Below are 15968 nucleotides of genomic sequence, written 5' to 3'. Positions count from 1 at the left end.
AAATCAAGAATACTATTAAGAAATTCTTTTAGCCTCTCCAGATCACTAAAGATTTTCTTAAATAGACTATCATTTGTTGGGTCTAAATATTTTTGCATATCAATTACTTCCTTATTCTGAAATCTGCGAACATATATACAACCCGAATTCGATATAACAAGTTATTCCAAACTCGGTTATGTCTATAAATATAACAGATTTTTATGATCCACTAATAGCTATTTTCATTATTTTTACGATATGGCTTATTTTTTTCATTTTCTAATATAGAATTATTTTAGTTATTGCTATTACTTGGATTAAAAAGAAAATTAAATTCTTTCCAGCTATCGTAACGCTGAGGGTCTAGATTATTAATAGGGCTTGCTTGCCATACGGCTCTCATTGCACTGTCAGATAGAGCGTCACAAGCTGTTTTCGTTATATTTGGGCATATTGTTTCTTTTACTTTTACTTCTTTAACACTACCATCTTTATTTAAAGCAATATACAAAATTACCCTTAACTGCTCAAGATTTTGTATCCCAATAGGCTTACTCCATAATCTCTCTATTTGTTGCTTAATTAAAGATATTTCACTGATAGAAAGAGCTAACGTGTCATCGTATGAACCTTTCGATTCCTGAGTTTCTTTATTTTCTTTGGCTCTTGCTTGTTTATTTGACTTTGCATTAGAGCCTTCAGATGATTGTTCTAAATTTTTAAGCAAAGAATCTAAGTCACTTTTATTAGGAATTTTCTTTTTTTTCTCAATTGGCTTCTTTACTTCTGTAGGCTTTTTCACTTCTGTAGGTTTCTTCTCTTCTATGGCCTTCTTTTTTTCGATAATAGGTTTTTCTTCTAGAGGCTTTTCTTCTTCAATAATAGGCTTTTCTATAGGCTTTTTTTCCTCAATAATAGGCTTCTCTTCAATGGACTTCTTCTCTTCTACCGGTTTGTCTTCTACCAATTTCTTTTCTTCAACAGCCTTCTCTACAGGTTTTTTCTCTTCTACATAGTCAGGTTTACTTTGCTCTACCTTTTTTGCATCTTGATTCTCTATAGCTTTTTCAGGCTGTTTAGTTTTATTGGGTACATTAGATTGATTACTAATCGGTAACATTTCAAAAACTATTACTTGCTCTTCAGGAAGCTTTTTAAACAATGATGGTAGACCAAATAAAAAGAAATAAATTATTAGTAAATGAAGTACTACCGAGCAAATAAAAGAGACAGAAACAATATTATTATTTTTCATTATATTTAATATTTGAAACTAGTGCTACTTTAGAAAAGCCAGCTGCATGGATTTCAGCTACAACACTAACTACCTCACCATAGGATACATTTTTATCTCCTCTTACAAAAATTCTAGTATCTTTTTTTTCTTTTGTAATATTAGTTAGCTTGCTAGCCAAATTTTGTCTTTCTATTTTAGATTCTAATAAATATAATTCTCCTTTATTGTTAATACTAATCACTAACGGCTCATCTTGTCCTGACAGTGGGCTAGAAGTTGTTTCTGGTAAATCAACATTAATACCTGATACTAGCATTGGAGAGGTTATCATAAAGATAATTAACAATACTAGCATAACATCAACGAGTGGTGTAACGTTAATCTCGCTGACTAAATTACTTCTTGCTCTTTGATTACCTAAGTTGCGTAATTGTATTGCCATTACATTTTTCCTTCATCTATAGCTCTTGATAATATAGAACTAAGCTCATTAATAAAATCATCGATTTTGTTGTTAATCTTAATTATTTGCGAGGAAAGGTAATTATAAAAAATCACTGCCGGAATTGCCGCAAATAAGCCAATTGCCGTTGCAAGTAGAGCTTCTGCAATACCAGGCGCAACAACAGCAAGTGAGGTGTTTTTTGATGCTGCAATAGACTGAAAACTATGCATAATTCCCCAGACAGTACCCAACAATCCTATGAATGGTGTACTAGAAGCAACAGTTGCCAAAAAACCTAAATTTTGTTCTAATCTTTCAATTTCACGATTTCTGATCAAATACATAGATTGTATTATTCGCTCTTTATGACTAATTTTAAGTGCATCAGTGAGGTTTTTGGAACTTTGACGGTTACATTCATTCATCGCGGCTACAAAAACTGCAGCAAGAGGATTATTGATTGTTCTTTTGGTAGTTTCATATAATTGGTCTAAAACTGTTCCAGACCAAAAAGTAACTTCAAAAACTGCAATCTTCCTTCTTACCTGAATTAAATGGAGTATCTTATCTATAATAATAGTCCATGCCCAGATTGAGGCAATTACCAAAATTATCATAACAAATTTTCCGATGATATCAGATGACGATATCAGAGAAAAAATTGATGAACCACTTTGTGCTGTAATTTCTACAACATCATTAATATTGTTATTTGTACTCATTGTTGCCATTATATATTATTTAAAATGTTATTTTGAATAACTATATACAAAATCCCTGATAGGTACAATAAACTGTTTAACTTTATATAATTAAGTGCTAATAATATAGCAAATATTGCTAATATTCAAATGATTTGATATTAGTGTTAACGCGTTATTATGATAAAATGAAGTGACATGACTAAAAAAATTGTGGCAATTATTGGCAGACCCAATGTCGGAAAATCTACGCTCTTTAATCGTTTAGCTATCAGGAAAAAGGCAATCGTACATGATCTCCCTGGGGTAACACGTGACCGAAAATACGCTGATGCACAAATTGGTTCATTCGATTTTACGGTAATTGATACTCCTGGTTTAGAAGAAGCAGAAGATGAAAAATTAGAATATAGAATGATGCAACAAACTATGGAAGCGATTATAGAGGCAGATTTGCTATGTCTTGTGGTAGATGGCAAGGAGGGGGTGTTACCTGAAGATCAGTTTTTTGCTAATTTTATCAGAAGATATAATAAGAAATCTGTGTTAATCGTTAATAAATGTGAAGGACGATTTGACTTTGCTAAAGAATATTACAAGCTTGGTTTTGATAATGTAGTACCAATTTCTGCCGAGCATGGTGTTGGTATGGCAGATTTATACGATGCAATAACTGAAGAATTAGAAAACGAAGATGGAGAGGAAGAATTAACTGACCAATTAACCGATCCAATAAAAGCTAACTATATACAAATAGTGGTGAGTGGTCGACCAAATGCAGGAAAATCTACTTTTATTAATAGCATTATTAACAATGAAAGATTATTAACAGGACCTGAAGCCGGTATAACAAGAGAATCTATAGAAATTGATTGGCTATATAATGATAATAAATTTAAATTAATTGATACGGCTGGCTTAAGAAAAAAAGGAACGGTTACTAAATCCTTAGAAAAATTATCATCTTCTGACGCTATTAATAGCATCAAGTTTGCTAATACAGTTATTCTGATGGTTGATGCACGAACTCCTCTAGAACAACAAGATCTAAATATTGCCAATTATGTTATAGATCAAGGCAGAAGTTTGCTTATAGTAGTTAATAAGTGGGATTTGATTGAGAGAAGAGACCAGGATAAATTTAAAGAGGAATTTGCTTATAAGATAGAAACCAATCTACCACAAGTTAGAGGATTGCCAATAATATTCATATCAGCCTTAAAAAAACATAATATTAATATGGTGCTAGATGAATCTATCAGAATTTATAATTTATGGAATAAAAAAATTACAACAAGTAAACTGAATGATTGGTTAGGTTTTGCCCTTGAACAGCATCCGTTACCCTTACAAAAAGGCGGGAGACGTGTTAGAATTAAATATATGACTCAAACAAAAATTCGTCCACCGACCTTTAAGCTATTTTCCAATAATCCTGAAAAAATCACTGATAGTTATACTAGGTACCTTATAAACAACTTGCGGGCAGCTTTTAATTTACCAGGTGTTCCAATAAGATTTATTTATACTAAAACTGAAAATCCATATGTAAAATCATAAACAGCACAGCTGTCGAAAGTTAGAACAGGAGGCAGGTAAGACTCGATAATCAAGTTTTTTGCAGATTTGAATGAAATATAGGATAATGGTTGTCATCCCTGCGAAAGTAGGTATCTAAAAATGCCCTGAGGTATTATAGATTCCGCACCGAAGCGGGAATGACAGATTTTGCGTTTAAAGATAGATGTCGTGACTCGGATATATTCAAATTTCCTTCAAACAACCTACTATTTATAAGCTCTGCAAAAAAACTTGATTATCGAGTTATAGGCATCGCTCCATCGCTCTTAGCCCCAAATTCTCCTGAATTGACTATATTTTCCGGCGAGAATAGATATGATTTTTGTAAGAATAGTGTGCCTATTTCAAAAAAATCATGTTTATTCACAGCCAAAAAGAGCCAAATATAGAATTACTTTAGTTATTGTAGGCAGCCTCCTATCATACTATGATTCTAACCTCATAAACAATTAACTCAGAATATCATCTAATACGGCTTGACTATTTTCATTCCACTCCCCTAATACTCCTCTTGCATCAGGATCGTTTGAATTTTGCCAAAGATGCTCATCATACATGCTATTAAGATAAGGATTATTTATAATTTCCGATCCAAAGTAATGTAAATTGAAAGAAAGCATATTGGACAAAGTAGAAGAATCCAAATATCCTTCATCACCTTTTGTCATTCCTATCATTCCCAATTCTGCAAATTGTTGTTGTATATCTTCTACGACCTCTTTAGAGTCAGCTTTCTTCTTCCATGATACTATAACTTCAGGGTAATCTTTAAGCTCTACGTCAGACCATAAACCCAAATTATGCTTAGAGAATTCTTTCCATGGAAAATATGGACCAGGTGCAATATGCCTTCCTACAGCCCAATCTGCTAAACCAACTATATTCGCACTCTCAATTTTATATTCATCACGTAAATATTTAGTTAGCAACAGGTTAGCTTCAATTTGCTCTGCCGTTAGAGGTTCTTTACCGCTATTTATAGACATGATACTTATGCAATAATCATTCATAACATTCTTCATGTCATTTGGTATATCTTTATTTAACTTACTACCGGTTTTTAAAGATCCCTTTCCTGCAGCCCAAGGACTTTTACTATCCGGAACCAACTGATATATTAAACCATCTGTATCTATAATGTAATGCACAGATACGCCTGAACTTCTTAATTGAGTAATGTCTTGTCCCTCACGAAAAATCATTTTAGAAAATGCACTATTTAAAGAGCCAACAGAATAAGTCTGCATAATATATTGAGGAGAGGAGCCTTGCCTATCCGTGTAAAAATTACATTTATTATCTTCTATGCCTTTTTCCTGTCCTTTTGAAGCAAGTGAAAATCCTTCTGCATTATTTCTTAAATAATCTGTCAATATTTCTGGTTTTTTTGACATAACTTCTCCTCCTAAATTAAGTAGAACTTTAAGTTTAGTATTGATTTTTTATTAAGTCAATAGTCTTAATTAAAGTATTTCCGTTCTTTAGTTACTGTTTCATCTTCATTAGATGGTTTGTTATTTTGCCATTTTTTGGCAGATTCCCGTTTATTGTTATTAATATCAGCGTTATCTTTATAAGGCTCAGATTTATGATTAGTCGTAACGTTTGGAGTAACGGTAGCGTCAATATTTTTTATGGTTAACTTGGCTTTGCCTTTATTGTCAAAACCAATAAGTTTAACTTTTACCACATCACCATGTTTTAAAACACTAGACACAGACTCAATACGTTCCTTAGAGATTTCACTAATATGGATAAATCCATCACGATTACCTAAATAATTGATAAACGCTCCGGATTCTAATATTTTGACAACTGTTCCATTGAATATGCCGCCAATTTCAGGTTCAATGGCAATTAACTTAATCTTGGCAATTGCCATATCTAGCTTTTCTTTGCCTATCGCAGAAACGGTTACATTACCATCGTCACTTATATCAATTTTAGCTGACGTTGTATCACAAATTTCACGTATTACTTTACCACCAGGTCCTATAACATCTCTAATTTTATCTTTATCAATTTTAAAGCTATAAATACAAGGAGCGTATTGGCTAACATGGTTATTGGTTTTATTAATAGCCTTATCCATTTCTTGTAGAATATGAATACGACCAGTCTTTGCTTGAACTAAAGCCTGCTTCATTATTTCAAATGTTACGCCAGATATCTTAATATCCATTTGTAGGGCGGTTATACCTTCCGTACCACCAGCTACTTTAAAATCCATATCTCCAAGATTATCTTCATCCCCAATAATATCAGATAAAATTACAAATTTATCGCCTTCTTTTATCAAGCCCATAGCAATACCTGCTATAGGGGTTTTGATCGGCACTCCAGCATCCATAAGCGCCATTGAACCGCCGCAAATAGTAGCCATGGATGATGAGCCATTAGAGGCGGTAATTTCTGACACTACCCTAATGGTATAAGGGAATTGTTCTTTAGTTGGCAACATGCGGTTAATGGCTCTCCATGCTAGTTTGCCATGACCTATTTCTCTGCGACCAGGAGCCCTTACTGGCGTTGCTTCTCCTACTGAATAAGGAGGGAAAATATAGTTGAGCATAAAACGCTCTTTATATTCGCCGTCTAAACTATCAACAATTTGTTCATCTTGACCAGTGCCAAGTGTAGTAACTACTAAACTTTGTGTTTCTCCTCTAGTAAATAAGCTTGAACCATGTGTTTTTGGCAATATCGCAATTTCACAAGCTATGTTTCTTATGTCGGCAGGCTTTCTGCCATCTATACGAGTATTTTTCTTTAATACGTCCTGACGCAGTACTTCTGATTCTACTTCTTTAAGAGCAAATTCAATTTGTGAGTTAGTAAGATTATTATTCGCAATATCTTCTGCAAAGTGCCGCTTAATTATATCATAAATGTTCTTTACCGCTAATAGTCTTTCTTGTTTTAATTTAATAGCAAAAGCCCGCTTAATATCTTCTTGCACTATGCTGCTAATTTGTTCTTTTAAGCTAGCAGGGAACAAGCTAGTAGGCTGTAATTTAGGTTTTCCAGCAATTTTTACTAAGTCATTAATCAATTCGATTACAGGCTGTAATGCCTTGTGACCAAACTCAATAGCTTCTAACATTTGCTCTTCGGACAATAGATCGGCTTCAGACTCAACCATCATAACTGATGTGTCAGTTCCTGCCACTACTAAGTCTAGTTTACTAGTCTTTAACTGGTTAAATGAAGGGTTTAGGATAAAATTACCATCTATCAAACCGACTCTGCTGGCTGCTACTATATGTTGATATGGTGCTGCAGATAAAGCTAATGCAGCAGATGCTCCAATAATTGCTAGTATATCACTATTACACTCAGGGTCATATGAAAGAACAGTACAGATTACTTGCGTTTCATTAAGAAAAGCTGGGTGAAATAATGGTCTAATTGGTCGATCAATCAAGCGTGAGACTAATACTTCTTTTTCCGATCCTTTACCTTCTCTTTTAAAAAACCCCCCTGGTATTTTACCAGCAGCAAATGCCATTTCTTTATAATGGATAGTAAGAGGAAAGAATCCTATTCCTTCTTTTGGCTCTTTGGCACTTACGGCAGTACACAATAAGACAGTTCCTCCCATTTTTACCATAACTGCTCCATCAGCTTGACGAGCAATTTTACCAGTCGTTAATTCAAGTGTTCTTCCACCTAATTCTATTGTTTTAACTATTTCTTCAAACATTCTTTTTCCTTATTTAATTAACAAAAAAACCCGGCTAATTTTTGATTTTTTAGCCGGGTTTTATTTTACTTTCTTATTCCTAGTTTATTGATCAACGACAAATATCTGCTTAAACTTTGTTTTTTGATGTAATCTAATAATCGACGTCTACGACCAACTAACATTAATAATCCCCTTCTCGAGGAAAAATCTTTGTGATTAGTTTTAAAATGCTCTGTTAAATTGCTGATTCTTTCAGTTAGAATTGCACATTGCACTTCACTAGAACCAGTATCATTTTCTTTAGTAGCATATTCTGCAATTAATTGTTGCTTACGCTGTGCTGTAACCGACATCAGTAATCTCCATATTTATTTTATAGGTTAAATACTCGTAAAGAATTAAAGCAATTTTCACTCAAGCTACCAATTGCCAACAGAGAGTCTTGATATCGAATCCAAACTAATTCAATCTTTTCAAGACAATCAAAATAACATTTCTGACCATAAATAATTTTTTTAGCTTGGTCAGTAGTAGCATCAAGTACCAGGATGTCGTCCAGTACTGCTTCAATTTTTATACTTCTTTTTTCAAGAAATTCTTTTATTCCTTGATTTTGTTCATCAAGTTCTGTTAATTTAATAGCATTACATGCTGTAAATATTCCAACTTTAGTACGCTGTAATTCTAGCACAAATGCTAAACTTTGCAAGGATAAAGCAATATCTTCTGCTAAAGTCCTTACATACGTTCCCTTAGAGCATTCCACCCTATAGGTAGCTTGATTATTTTGATGATCAAAATTAAGACATTCCAAATTATATATTTGGATATTCCTAGGGGTTAATTCTACTGCCAAATTTTCTCGGGCTAATTTATAAGATCTAACACCGTTAACTTTTATCGCAGAAAAGGCAGGGGGACGCTGTTTAATCGTAGCTATGAATTTTTTACAGATATTATAACAATCGGTTTCGTTAGGAATATGATCAGTAAAAGCTATTACTTTACCTGAAGCATCTGCTGTATCAGTTTGTTTACCAAACTGCACCGTAAAAATGTAGGTTTTTTTTGCATCTACCAGAATTCGTACCAACTTTGTTGCTTCACCAATTGCCAAAGGTAATACCCCTTCCGCTTCAACATCCAAGGTTCCGCAATGACCAACTTTAACTCCTAAAAGGTTTTTTTTAACTATAGAAACAAGCTTTGCTGAGCTGATACCCTTAGGTTTATAGATATTAAGCCAATAATTATTATGATGAAACATCAGTAGCATTCCTTGTATTTAGATTTACTATCTCACCTTACGTATAAACCTCATGACAATTTAAAAATTCCAAAAGAGTACAGACGCTATTAGCAAGACCACTACGTGGTCGTGGCAATTGTAAGTTAAAAGTATGATATAATAGATATTGAAGTCAATGTAAATAATGATTTACTCACCTTACTCATGGCATTTAAAAGTAATATAGAAAATAGCTTGGCGTCATTGCGAGAAGCTACTTTATTAGCGACGAAGCAATCTAATGAATGTGGATTGCTTCGACCACTACGTGGTCTCGCAATGATGTTTTGTACTTTTCCGGAATTTTTAAATTGTTATGTAGTTTATGCGTAAGGTGAGTATATAATCAGATATAATATTACTTCGTCATTGATTTTTTACAATATTTTTCTAATAACGCTTAGTGTACGCTATAATTGTTGTATACTCATCATTAGAGCTTGACCTTTAGTTAAAAACTGATTATGCAAGAGATAGACAATTAATTATTATATACATGTTTCTATTAGAGTTAAAAAAAATAAATGGGACTCTTGACACTATGCATTTTATCGGCATTGGGGGAATTGGTATGAGCGGCATTGCCGAAATACTACATAATCTCGGATATAAAGTGCAAGGTTCTGATATAGCTGAAAATTATAATACCACAAGACTAGAAAATAATGGTATTAAGGTTTTCCTTGGTCATCAAGCTCAGAATATTACTGATGTTTCATATGTAGTGGTCTCGTCGGCTATTAATAAAGATAATCCTGAAATTCAGGAAGCTATACGTAAAAAAATACCAATAATTAGGCGAGCTGAAATGCTAGCTGAATTAATGAGGCTAAAATGTTCCATAGCAATTTCTGGTTCGCATGGCAAAACTACGACTACATCACTCGTTGCCTGTTTATTTGAAGCGGCTGGGCTTTGCCCAACGCTAATTAATGGTGGTATTATTAATAATATATCCACCAATGCATATCTTGGATCTGGGAATTATCTAATAGCTGAAGCTGATGAATCTGATGCAACTTTCATTCACATACCATCAACGATCGCAGTAATAACTAATATCGATCCGGAACATCTAGATTTTTATAAGGATTTTGATAGTTTAATTAAAGCTTTTAAGAGTTTTGTAACTAATTTACCATTTTATGGTTTTGCCGTGGCTTGTATTGATCACCAAATTGTTAGAAAACTAGTAAATGACATATTTGAGCGTAGAATCATAACTTATGGAATAGACTCAAATGATGCCAACATACAAGCCTTTAATTTAAACTCTGATATTGAATCATCAACTTTTGATGTGCGAATTAGTCTACCTAACGTAAATGGGGTAACAACTATCGAACACATCACCTTACCTACTCCGGGAAGGCATAATATCCTTAATGCTCTTGCGGCTATCGCGATAGCCGTAGAGCTTGATTTTGGTATTAAAATTATTAAAAATGGATTTAATAGCTTTAAAGGGATAAAACGCAGATTCACTAAAGTAGCCGAATATAATAACGCTACGATAATTGATGATTATGCTCACCATCCGGAAGAAGTAAAAGCTACACTTGCTACGGCAAGAAATATTGCTAATAAGCAAAATAGTAAAGTTATAGCAATCTTCCAACCACATAGATACTCAAGGGTTAAATATTTGTTTGATGATTTTATAACTTGCTTTTTTGATGCTGATCAGCTGTATATCACAGATATATATGCTGCCGGTGAACAGCCAATAGACGGTATAACGGGAAGAAATTTAGTAGACAAAATCAAGGGTACTAAATCTCATTCGATGGTATCATTTATCGAGAATCACCAGGATATAGCTGGTCTTATTGCCAAGGAAGCTATGCCAAATGATATAATAATTATGATGGGTGCTGGGAGTATTTCTGCTTGGGCAAATAATTTGCATCAGCAATTTACCCAAGAACGTCATTGCGAGGAGGCGTAAGCCGACGAAGCAATCCAAAAATTAAAATAAATCTGTAAAGTAGATATTTTATAATTATGCAAATAGCTGGTGAATATAAAAATAATTACAATTTAAGTCATTTAACTTGGTTTAAAGTTGGTGGACCTGCGGAGATATTTTTTAAACCATTAGATTCATCAAGCTTAGCAGATTTTGTCGCACAAAACCAACAACAGAGACCAATAACTGTTTTAGGGGCTGGATCAAATATTATTATTAGAGACGGTGGTATAGAGGGGGTTGTGATAAAACTTGGTCAGAATTTTACCAATATAGAATTAATGCCAGACCACCAATTACCGGCAGGGCAATTATCGGTAGGAAGTAGTTGCCTTAATTTTAATCTTGCTAAATTTTGTCAAATACATTCAATTACTGGTTTTGAGTTTCTAAGTGGTATACCAGGTACTATAGGTGGTGGAGTGGTAATGAACGCCGGTGCCTATAACTCGGAATTTAAAGATATTATCCTAGCAATTGAAGCAATAGACTCTAGAGGTAATTTTATTACCATCCCTAACGAAGAAATAGGTTTTAAATATCGAGGTAATAATTTACCACAAGATTTGATTATAACCAAAGCTATATTTAAGACAACGATGGGGGACAGTAATATGATCCTAGAAAAAATGAATGAAATAAGTAAAAATAGACTAGCAAGCCAACCAATTAAAGAACGTACTGGTGGTAGTACATTTGCTAATCCAGAAAATCATAAAGCATGGCAACTAATCGATAAAGCCGGCATGAGGGGATACAAAATTGGTGGGGCTTCCATCTCGCAACTACATTGTAACTTTATGATAAACCATGGCAATGCCTCTGCTGGTGATTTAGAAAATCTTGGGGATCTTGTTAAAAAAAGAGTATTTGAAAATAGTGGAATTGATCTAAAATGGGAAATTAAAAGAATAGGGAAATATGCATAAATATCAAACAAGTTTTATTGCTAATTCTAAGGTTACAATATTGAGTAATAAAGGAAAAAAACATGTGGCGGTAGTAGGTGGCGGTATGTCGGCTGAACGAGAAGTTTCTTTAGTATCATCTTCGGGAGTTAACAAAGCTTTGGTAGATAGTGGATATAAAGTTACTTTTATAGATATGGGAGTAGACATTGCCTCGGTACTTTTACAGATAAAACCGGATATAGTTTATAATTGTTTACATGGTACTTATGGCGAAGATGGTTGTTTGCCTGGCTTACTCAATATCTTGCGAATTCCTTATACTCATAGTGGGGTTCTCGCTTCTTCTTTAGCATTTAGTAAAATACATGCAAAAGCATGGTTTGTTGCTAATGATATTAAGGTAGCCAAGCATATTGTCGTTAATAAATCTGATAACATTAAGGCCGATCCTATGCCAAGACCCTATGTTATAAAACCTATTGCCCAGGGATCAAGTATAGGCGTTGAAGTAATATTTGCTGAAGATGATTTTAACTTTGCTGATTATGATTTTCCTTATGGTGATCAGGTAATGATTGAAGAATATATTAAGGGGCGAGAAATGCAAGTAGCCGTTTTAAACGGCGAAGCCTTAGGGGTATTGGAAATAAAACTCCTGAAACAGCGTTTTTATGATTATGATACTAAATACACTGATGGATTTGCCCAGCATTTATGTCCAGCTCCATTACCACAAAATATATATAATGAGTTACTAGAAGAGTCGGAAAGAATATATCAAACCATGAATTGTAGAGGTGTGGCTAGAGCAGAGTTTATTTTTGACGAAAGTAAGAATGAAATTTTTACTATAGAAATTAATACCCATCCTGGTATGACTCCCTTATCGATTATACCAGAAATAGCTGCTTTACAGGGAATGGATTTCCGCTCGCTAGTGGAAAGAATCTTAGAAACAGCATGTATTGACACATGAAGAGAAATAAAGCGTCTAATAAGAAGAAAAAAGCCAATATACCTTTACGACGAAAGTTGGCAATGGTGTATATTAGAGTGGTATTTTTTATTAAAATTACCCTAGTAGTTTTGTTGTCTTCATTTTTCTTTACCAACTATTTTGTTCCTGTAAGGCAAGAAATTATCCAAAATATTTATGAATTCACTTCTGATATTAGCTTTAGACTTGAAAATGTTTTAATAGAAGGGCAATATAATACTAAGGAAGAAGATATATTAGCAACTTTAAATGCTGATAAGGGTACGCCTATTCTTTCTTTAGACCTAGGAACAATAAAGAGTAATTTGCAACGCAATCCTTGGATTAAAAATGTTGTAATTATTGAGAGAAGATTACCTAATACTATTTACATAAGATTAACTGAGAGAGTGCCAATTGCTATCTGGCAATTTAACGAGAAAGTTTTACTTATTGATGAAGAAGGATATAAAATTACTACTGATATAGGTACTTTCACTAATCTTCCTCATGTTGTAGGATTGGATGCTAATATTTATACTAACAAATTAATTCAAGATTTAGCAAAATACCCTGAACTAGCTAAGAAAATTGTCTCTTCGGTACTTTATGGGAAAAGACGATGGAATTTAAATCTAGAGCAAGGTATAACTGTTAAAATGCCAGATTCTGGGTTTGATCGTGCTTTAGATTACCTTGCAGGATTGGATATGAAAAATCTATTATTTAATCAAAATTATAAAACTATAGATTTACGAGATTTGAGTAAGTTTTATATAGAAAAATATTAAGAATTATGAAAGCCAGATTGTCTAACTTTTTAACTCTTGACCTTGGTAGTAGTAAAATAGCTTGTATTGCAGCATATATTGATAAAAGAGAAGATGCAAGAATAGTAAGCCAAGTTCTGCATCACTCAAAAGGTATTAAATCAGGAGTCATATTAGATTTAAAAGATGCGGAAAATAGCATAGTCGGAGCGATTTACGCATTAGAAAAAGATTGCGGTAAAAACATAAAAAAAATAACTATATCACTAACAGGCTATGGCACTAAGTCTTATTATGCAAATAGTAAAATAAAACTTTCTAATCAGCCAATTTCACCACAAGATATCAAAAAACTTATCAAAAAAGCCTTATTGGAATTCAAAATTAAAGACCAAGAAATTATTCATTATTTCCCTATAGAATTTACTCTTGATAATAATAATGCTATTGAAGATCCAATCGGAATGTTTGGCAAAGAATTAGGGTGTGAATTACATATTATCACAGCAAATTTTAATATGCTGATGAATATTACCAATTGTTTTGCAAAATGTCATGTGGAAATAAATAATATTATATTAGCAATTTATGCGTCAGGAATTGCTTGTCTTTCAGAAGATGAAAAAAATCTTGGCTCTATCATAATCGATATGGGGGCAAGAACTACCTCTTTTGGCGTGTTTGTCTCAGGCAAGTTAATATATACAAGCTACATAGATATAGGTAGCTTTCATATTACATCTGACATAGCAAAAGTCTTCTCAGTAAGCCTGAACGTTGCAGAAAAACTTAAGATTCTCTATGGTAATGCCATGCCATCTTCTCTTGATAAAGATAATATTATTAATTTAGAAGATTTTGAAATGGAAATTCCTGACAGTGGTAGACCAACAATTACCTTAAAATATCTTGCATGCGTCATCAGTCCAAGAGTAGAAGAAATATTATTGATGGTTCAAGCCCAGCACGATAGAGTTGTGGCAGGTAATATGATCGCCTACCGCATTGTTATTACTGGTGGAGGAGCGATGCTCCGGGGAGTAAAAGAACTAGCAAGTAAAATTTTTGAGAAACAAGTACGAATTGGTAAACCGGAAATTTTACCAGGTTTTGCTGAAGATTATAATCCCCATATATATTCCACTGCTATAGGTATGGTAAAAACCCAATCTTTAAAAATACAAAAGAATAATTTTGATATTAATGATAATAATGATGCTAGTTGGTTTAAAAAATTTCTAATTTGGCTAAAAGAAAATATCTGAAAATAATCATTACATAATTGTCACTAAACTTGATATTTCCAATAATTTTTTTCACAAAAATACTTTACATATCAAATATATTTCTATATCATATAGAATATATCTTTTTATAAAAAGAGGCTCGGTATTGACTGTAGCTATTTGTCTCAACGAAAAGGATAACATTAAATTTATAAGGCAAATATTATGACTAGACTTACTGACATTATTAAAGATATGCGTGCAGGAGTAGATATTAAGAAAATAGATTTGTATAAGAGCGGGATAGGCAATGAGGAAGTTAAGTTATTATTGCAAGCCTTAGAGAAGTATAATAACACCGTAACGGAGATAGACTTGGACAGCAACAGAATAACCAATGAGGGTGCTGGGTTGATAGCACATTTCTTAGAAGAAAATAGTTCTGTAACGTATATAGATTTGAGCAACAACAAGATAGGCAATGAGGGAGCTAGGTTGATACTAAAAGCTATAAGGAAAAACAACACCTTGACGGAAATAAATTTGCATAAAAACAAGACTTTGTCTACTAACGAGATAGACTATAACATACGAGAAAGTATATATAAAATATTAGAAAAAAATAGAGTACGAGCTGAAGAAGCCCAGGCTGAAGAAACCTTATCTAAGAAGAGCGATCAAGGAATAGATTCGATACAAGAAAAATTACCTGTTACTGGTACAAAGCTAGAAGAAAACCAAAATATCTCCAAAGGAATACAACAATTGAAACAGGATATGCAGGATGGTATTCTGGAACTTATTATACAGAAATTAAAGGAAATGGATCAAAAATTAGATGTCGTGATAGGAGAAGTAAAGCTGCTATCTAAGGAGCAATCCTCAATGCAAGTAGGGCAAACACAGCTGACAGAAAATAGCTTAGGAACAGGGGAGCATCCGGAATTGTTATTAGGTGTTGTAGCCGAGCAATATTATAGCCCCGAATAGGTTGTTGATATTGTTATAGTCAATTGATGAGAAGTTGGTGACGTTGTTACTCGTCGCTCCTGCTACCAAATTCTCCTGAATTAATGGTATGGATCTACCCTATATACAGAATGAGAAGCATATGCTAATCCATAGTACCCTACAATTTTTGTAACAATGTAGGGAAGTAGGGATCAAAATCGGTAATTGAGTCATACTCCAAAATTC

The 15968-nt window shown here is 33.4% G+C and carries 15 protein-coding genes; 7 read left to right on the top strand and 8 right to left on the bottom strand.

Translation table 11 applies throughout. The features are described 5' to 3' along the window. Window positions 1–277: 277 nt before the first annotated feature. The 3 genes from RiCNE_RS02620 to tolQ are packed head-to-tail and all read right to left on the bottom strand — an operon-like array spanning window position 278 to window position 2386. Window positions 278–1237: an energy transducer TonB gene (locus RiCNE_RS02620; protein ID WP_094649071.1), complete on the bottom strand. Its 960-nt coding sequence runs from the start codon at window positions 1235–1237 to the stop codon at window positions 278–280. Then, window positions 1227–1661, bottom strand: coding sequence for a protein TolR (gene tolR, locus RiCNE_RS02615; protein WP_094649070.1), 435 nt, complete (start codon window positions 1659–1661; stop codon window positions 1227–1229). Before tolR ends, RiCNE_RS02620 begins: the two co-directional genes overlap by 11 nt. Beyond that, window positions 1661–2386 carry a protein TolQ gene (gene tolQ / locus RiCNE_RS02610; protein WP_094649069.1) on the bottom strand — a complete coding sequence of 242 codons (726 nt, stop codon included), beginning with the start codon at window positions 2384–2386 and terminating at the stop codon, window positions 1661–1663. The genes tolR and tolQ overlap by 1 nt, the downstream gene beginning before the upstream one ends. A 177-nt stretch (window positions 2387–2563) precedes the next feature. Here tolQ and der point away from each other — a divergent pair, with 177 nt between their 5' ends. After that, entirely contained in the window at window positions 2564–3925 is a 1362-nt protein-coding gene (gene der, locus RiCNE_RS02605; RefSeq protein WP_094649068.1) for a ribosome biogenesis GTPase Der, read from the top strand. Window positions 3926–4181: 256 nt separating this feature from the next. Here the strand turns inward: der and RiCNE_RS07780 are convergent, their stop codons facing one another. From RiCNE_RS07780 to truB, 5 genes are all read right to left on the bottom strand, one after another. Further along, window positions 4182–4319, bottom strand: coding sequence for a hypothetical protein (locus RiCNE_RS07780; protein WP_157905651.1), 138 nt, complete (start codon window positions 4317–4319; stop codon window positions 4182–4184). A 76-nt stretch (window positions 4320–4395) separates the two neighbouring features. Continuing rightward, the gene (locus tag RiCNE_RS02595) at window positions 4396–5340 is read right to left on the bottom strand and encodes an N-acetylmuramoyl-L-alanine amidase (protein WP_094649066.1); all 945 of its coding nucleotides are present in this window, start codon (window positions 5338–5340) and stop codon (window positions 4396–4398) included. A gap of 65 nt (window positions 5341–5405) precedes the next feature. Next, window positions 5406–7649 carry a polyribonucleotide nucleotidyltransferase gene (gene pnp / locus RiCNE_RS02590; RefSeq protein ID WP_094649065.1) on the bottom strand — a complete coding sequence of 748 codons (2244 nt, stop codon included), beginning with the start codon at window positions 7647–7649 and terminating at the stop codon, window positions 5406–5408. Window positions 7650–7714: 65 nt separating this feature from the next. Then, window positions 7715–7984, bottom strand: coding sequence for a 30S ribosomal protein S15 (gene rpsO, locus RiCNE_RS02585; protein WP_094649064.1), 270 nt, complete (start codon window positions 7982–7984; stop codon window positions 7715–7717). 20 nt (window positions 7985–8004) lie between these two features. Then, window positions 8005–8898 carry a tRNA pseudouridine(55) synthase TruB gene (gene truB, locus RiCNE_RS02580; protein ID WP_094649063.1) on the bottom strand — a complete coding sequence of 298 codons (894 nt, stop codon included), beginning with the start codon at window positions 8896–8898 and terminating at the stop codon, window positions 8005–8007. Between the two features lie 517 nt (window positions 8899–9415). Here truB and murC point away from each other — a divergent pair. The 6 genes from murC (at window position 9416) to RiCNE_RS02550 (ending at window position 15761) form a co-directional block, all read left to right on the top strand. Further along, on the top strand, window positions 9416–10867 hold the full coding sequence (murC, locus tag RiCNE_RS02575; protein WP_094649062.1) for a UDP-N-acetylmuramate--L-alanine ligase: 1452 nt from the start codon (window positions 9416–9418) through the stop codon (window positions 10865–10867). Window positions 10868–10923: 56 nt separating this feature from the next. After that, entirely contained in the window at window positions 10924–11817 is an 894-nt protein-coding gene (gene murB / locus RiCNE_RS02570) for a UDP-N-acetylmuramate dehydrogenase (RefSeq protein ID WP_094649061.1), read from the top strand. Then, complete coding sequence (locus tag RiCNE_RS02565; protein ID WP_094649060.1) at window positions 11810–12775, top strand: D-alanine--D-alanine ligase; 966 nt, start codon at window positions 11810–11812, stop codon at window positions 12773–12775. Before murB ends, RiCNE_RS02565 begins: the two co-directional genes overlap by 8 nt. After that, entirely contained in the window at window positions 12772–13566 is a 795-nt protein-coding gene (locus RiCNE_RS02560) for a cell division protein FtsQ/DivIB (protein WP_094649059.1), read from the top strand. The genes RiCNE_RS02565 and RiCNE_RS02560 overlap by 4 nt, the downstream gene beginning before the upstream one ends. Window positions 13567–13571: 5 nt before the next feature. Continuing rightward, window positions 13572–14810 carry a cell division protein FtsA gene (gene ftsA / locus RiCNE_RS02555; protein ID WP_094649058.1) on the top strand — a complete coding sequence of 413 codons (1239 nt, stop codon included), beginning with the start codon at window positions 13572–13574 and terminating at the stop codon, window positions 14808–14810. Between the two features lie 186 nt (window positions 14811–14996). After that, on the top strand, window positions 14997–15761 hold the full coding sequence (locus tag RiCNE_RS02550) for a leucine-rich repeat domain-containing protein (protein WP_094649057.1): 765 nt from the start codon (window positions 14997–14999) through the stop codon (window positions 15759–15761). Window positions 15762–15968: the final 207 nt, after the last annotated feature.

The sequence above is a fragment of the Rickettsia endosymbiont of Culicoides newsteadi genome (genome assembly GCF_002259525.1).
GTDB lineage: Bacteria > Pseudomonadota > Alphaproteobacteria > Rickettsiales > Rickettsiaceae > Tisiphia.
The sequence above is the reverse complement of the archived record's forward strand: the minus strand, read 5'-3'. Positions and strand labels throughout refer to the sequence as shown.

What these genes read in the sequence shown, in the direction of transcription:
- ftsA (WP_094649058.1), top strand. Translation starts at nt 13,572, where the DNA reads ATGAAAGCCAGATTGTCTAACTTTTTAACTCTTGACCTTGGTAGTAGT.
- tolQ (WP_094649069.1), bottom strand. Translation starts at nt 2,386, where the DNA reads ATGAGTACAAATAACAATATTAATGATGTTGTAGAAATTACAGCACAA.
- murC (WP_094649062.1), top strand. Translation starts at nt 9,416, where the DNA reads ATGTTTCTATTAGAGTTAAAAAAAATAAATGGGACTCTTGACACTATG.
- truB (WP_094649063.1), bottom strand. Translation starts at nt 8,898, where the DNA reads ATGTTTCATCATAATAATTATTGGCTTAATATCTATAAACCTAAGGGT.
- tolR (WP_094649070.1), bottom strand. Translation starts at nt 1,661, where the DNA reads ATGGCAATACAATTACGCAACTTAGGTAATCAAAGAGCAAGAAGTAAT.
- RiCNE_RS02620 (WP_094649071.1), bottom strand. Translation starts at nt 1,237, where the DNA reads ATGAAAAATAATAATATTGTTTCTGTCTCTTTTATTTGCTCGGTAGTA.
- RiCNE_RS02565 (WP_094649060.1), top strand. Translation starts at nt 11,810, where the DNA reads ATGCATAAATATCAAACAAGTTTTATTGCTAATTCTAAGGTTACAATA.
- RiCNE_RS02550 (WP_094649057.1), top strand. Translation starts at nt 14,997, where the DNA reads ATGACTAGACTTACTGACATTATTAAAGATATGCGTGCAGGAGTAGAT.
- RiCNE_RS02560 (WP_094649059.1), top strand. Translation starts at nt 12,772, where the DNA reads ATGAAGAGAAATAAAGCGTCTAATAAGAAGAAAAAAGCCAATATACCT.
- rpsO (WP_094649064.1), bottom strand. Translation starts at nt 7,984, where the DNA reads ATGTCGGTTACAGCACAGCGTAAGCAACAATTAATTGCAGAATATGCT.
- pnp (WP_094649065.1), bottom strand. Translation starts at nt 7,649, where the DNA reads ATGTTTGAAGAAATAGTTAAAACAATAGAATTAGGTGGAAGAACACTT.
- der (WP_094649068.1), top strand. Translation starts at nt 2,564, where the DNA reads ATGACTAAAAAAATTGTGGCAATTATTGGCAGACCCAATGTCGGAAAA.
- RiCNE_RS02595 (WP_094649066.1), bottom strand. Translation starts at nt 5,340, where the DNA reads ATGTCAAAAAAACCAGAAATATTGACAGATTATTTAAGAAATAATGCA.
- murB (WP_094649061.1), top strand. Translation starts at nt 10,924, where the DNA reads ATGCAAATAGCTGGTGAATATAAAAATAATTACAATTTAAGTCATTTA.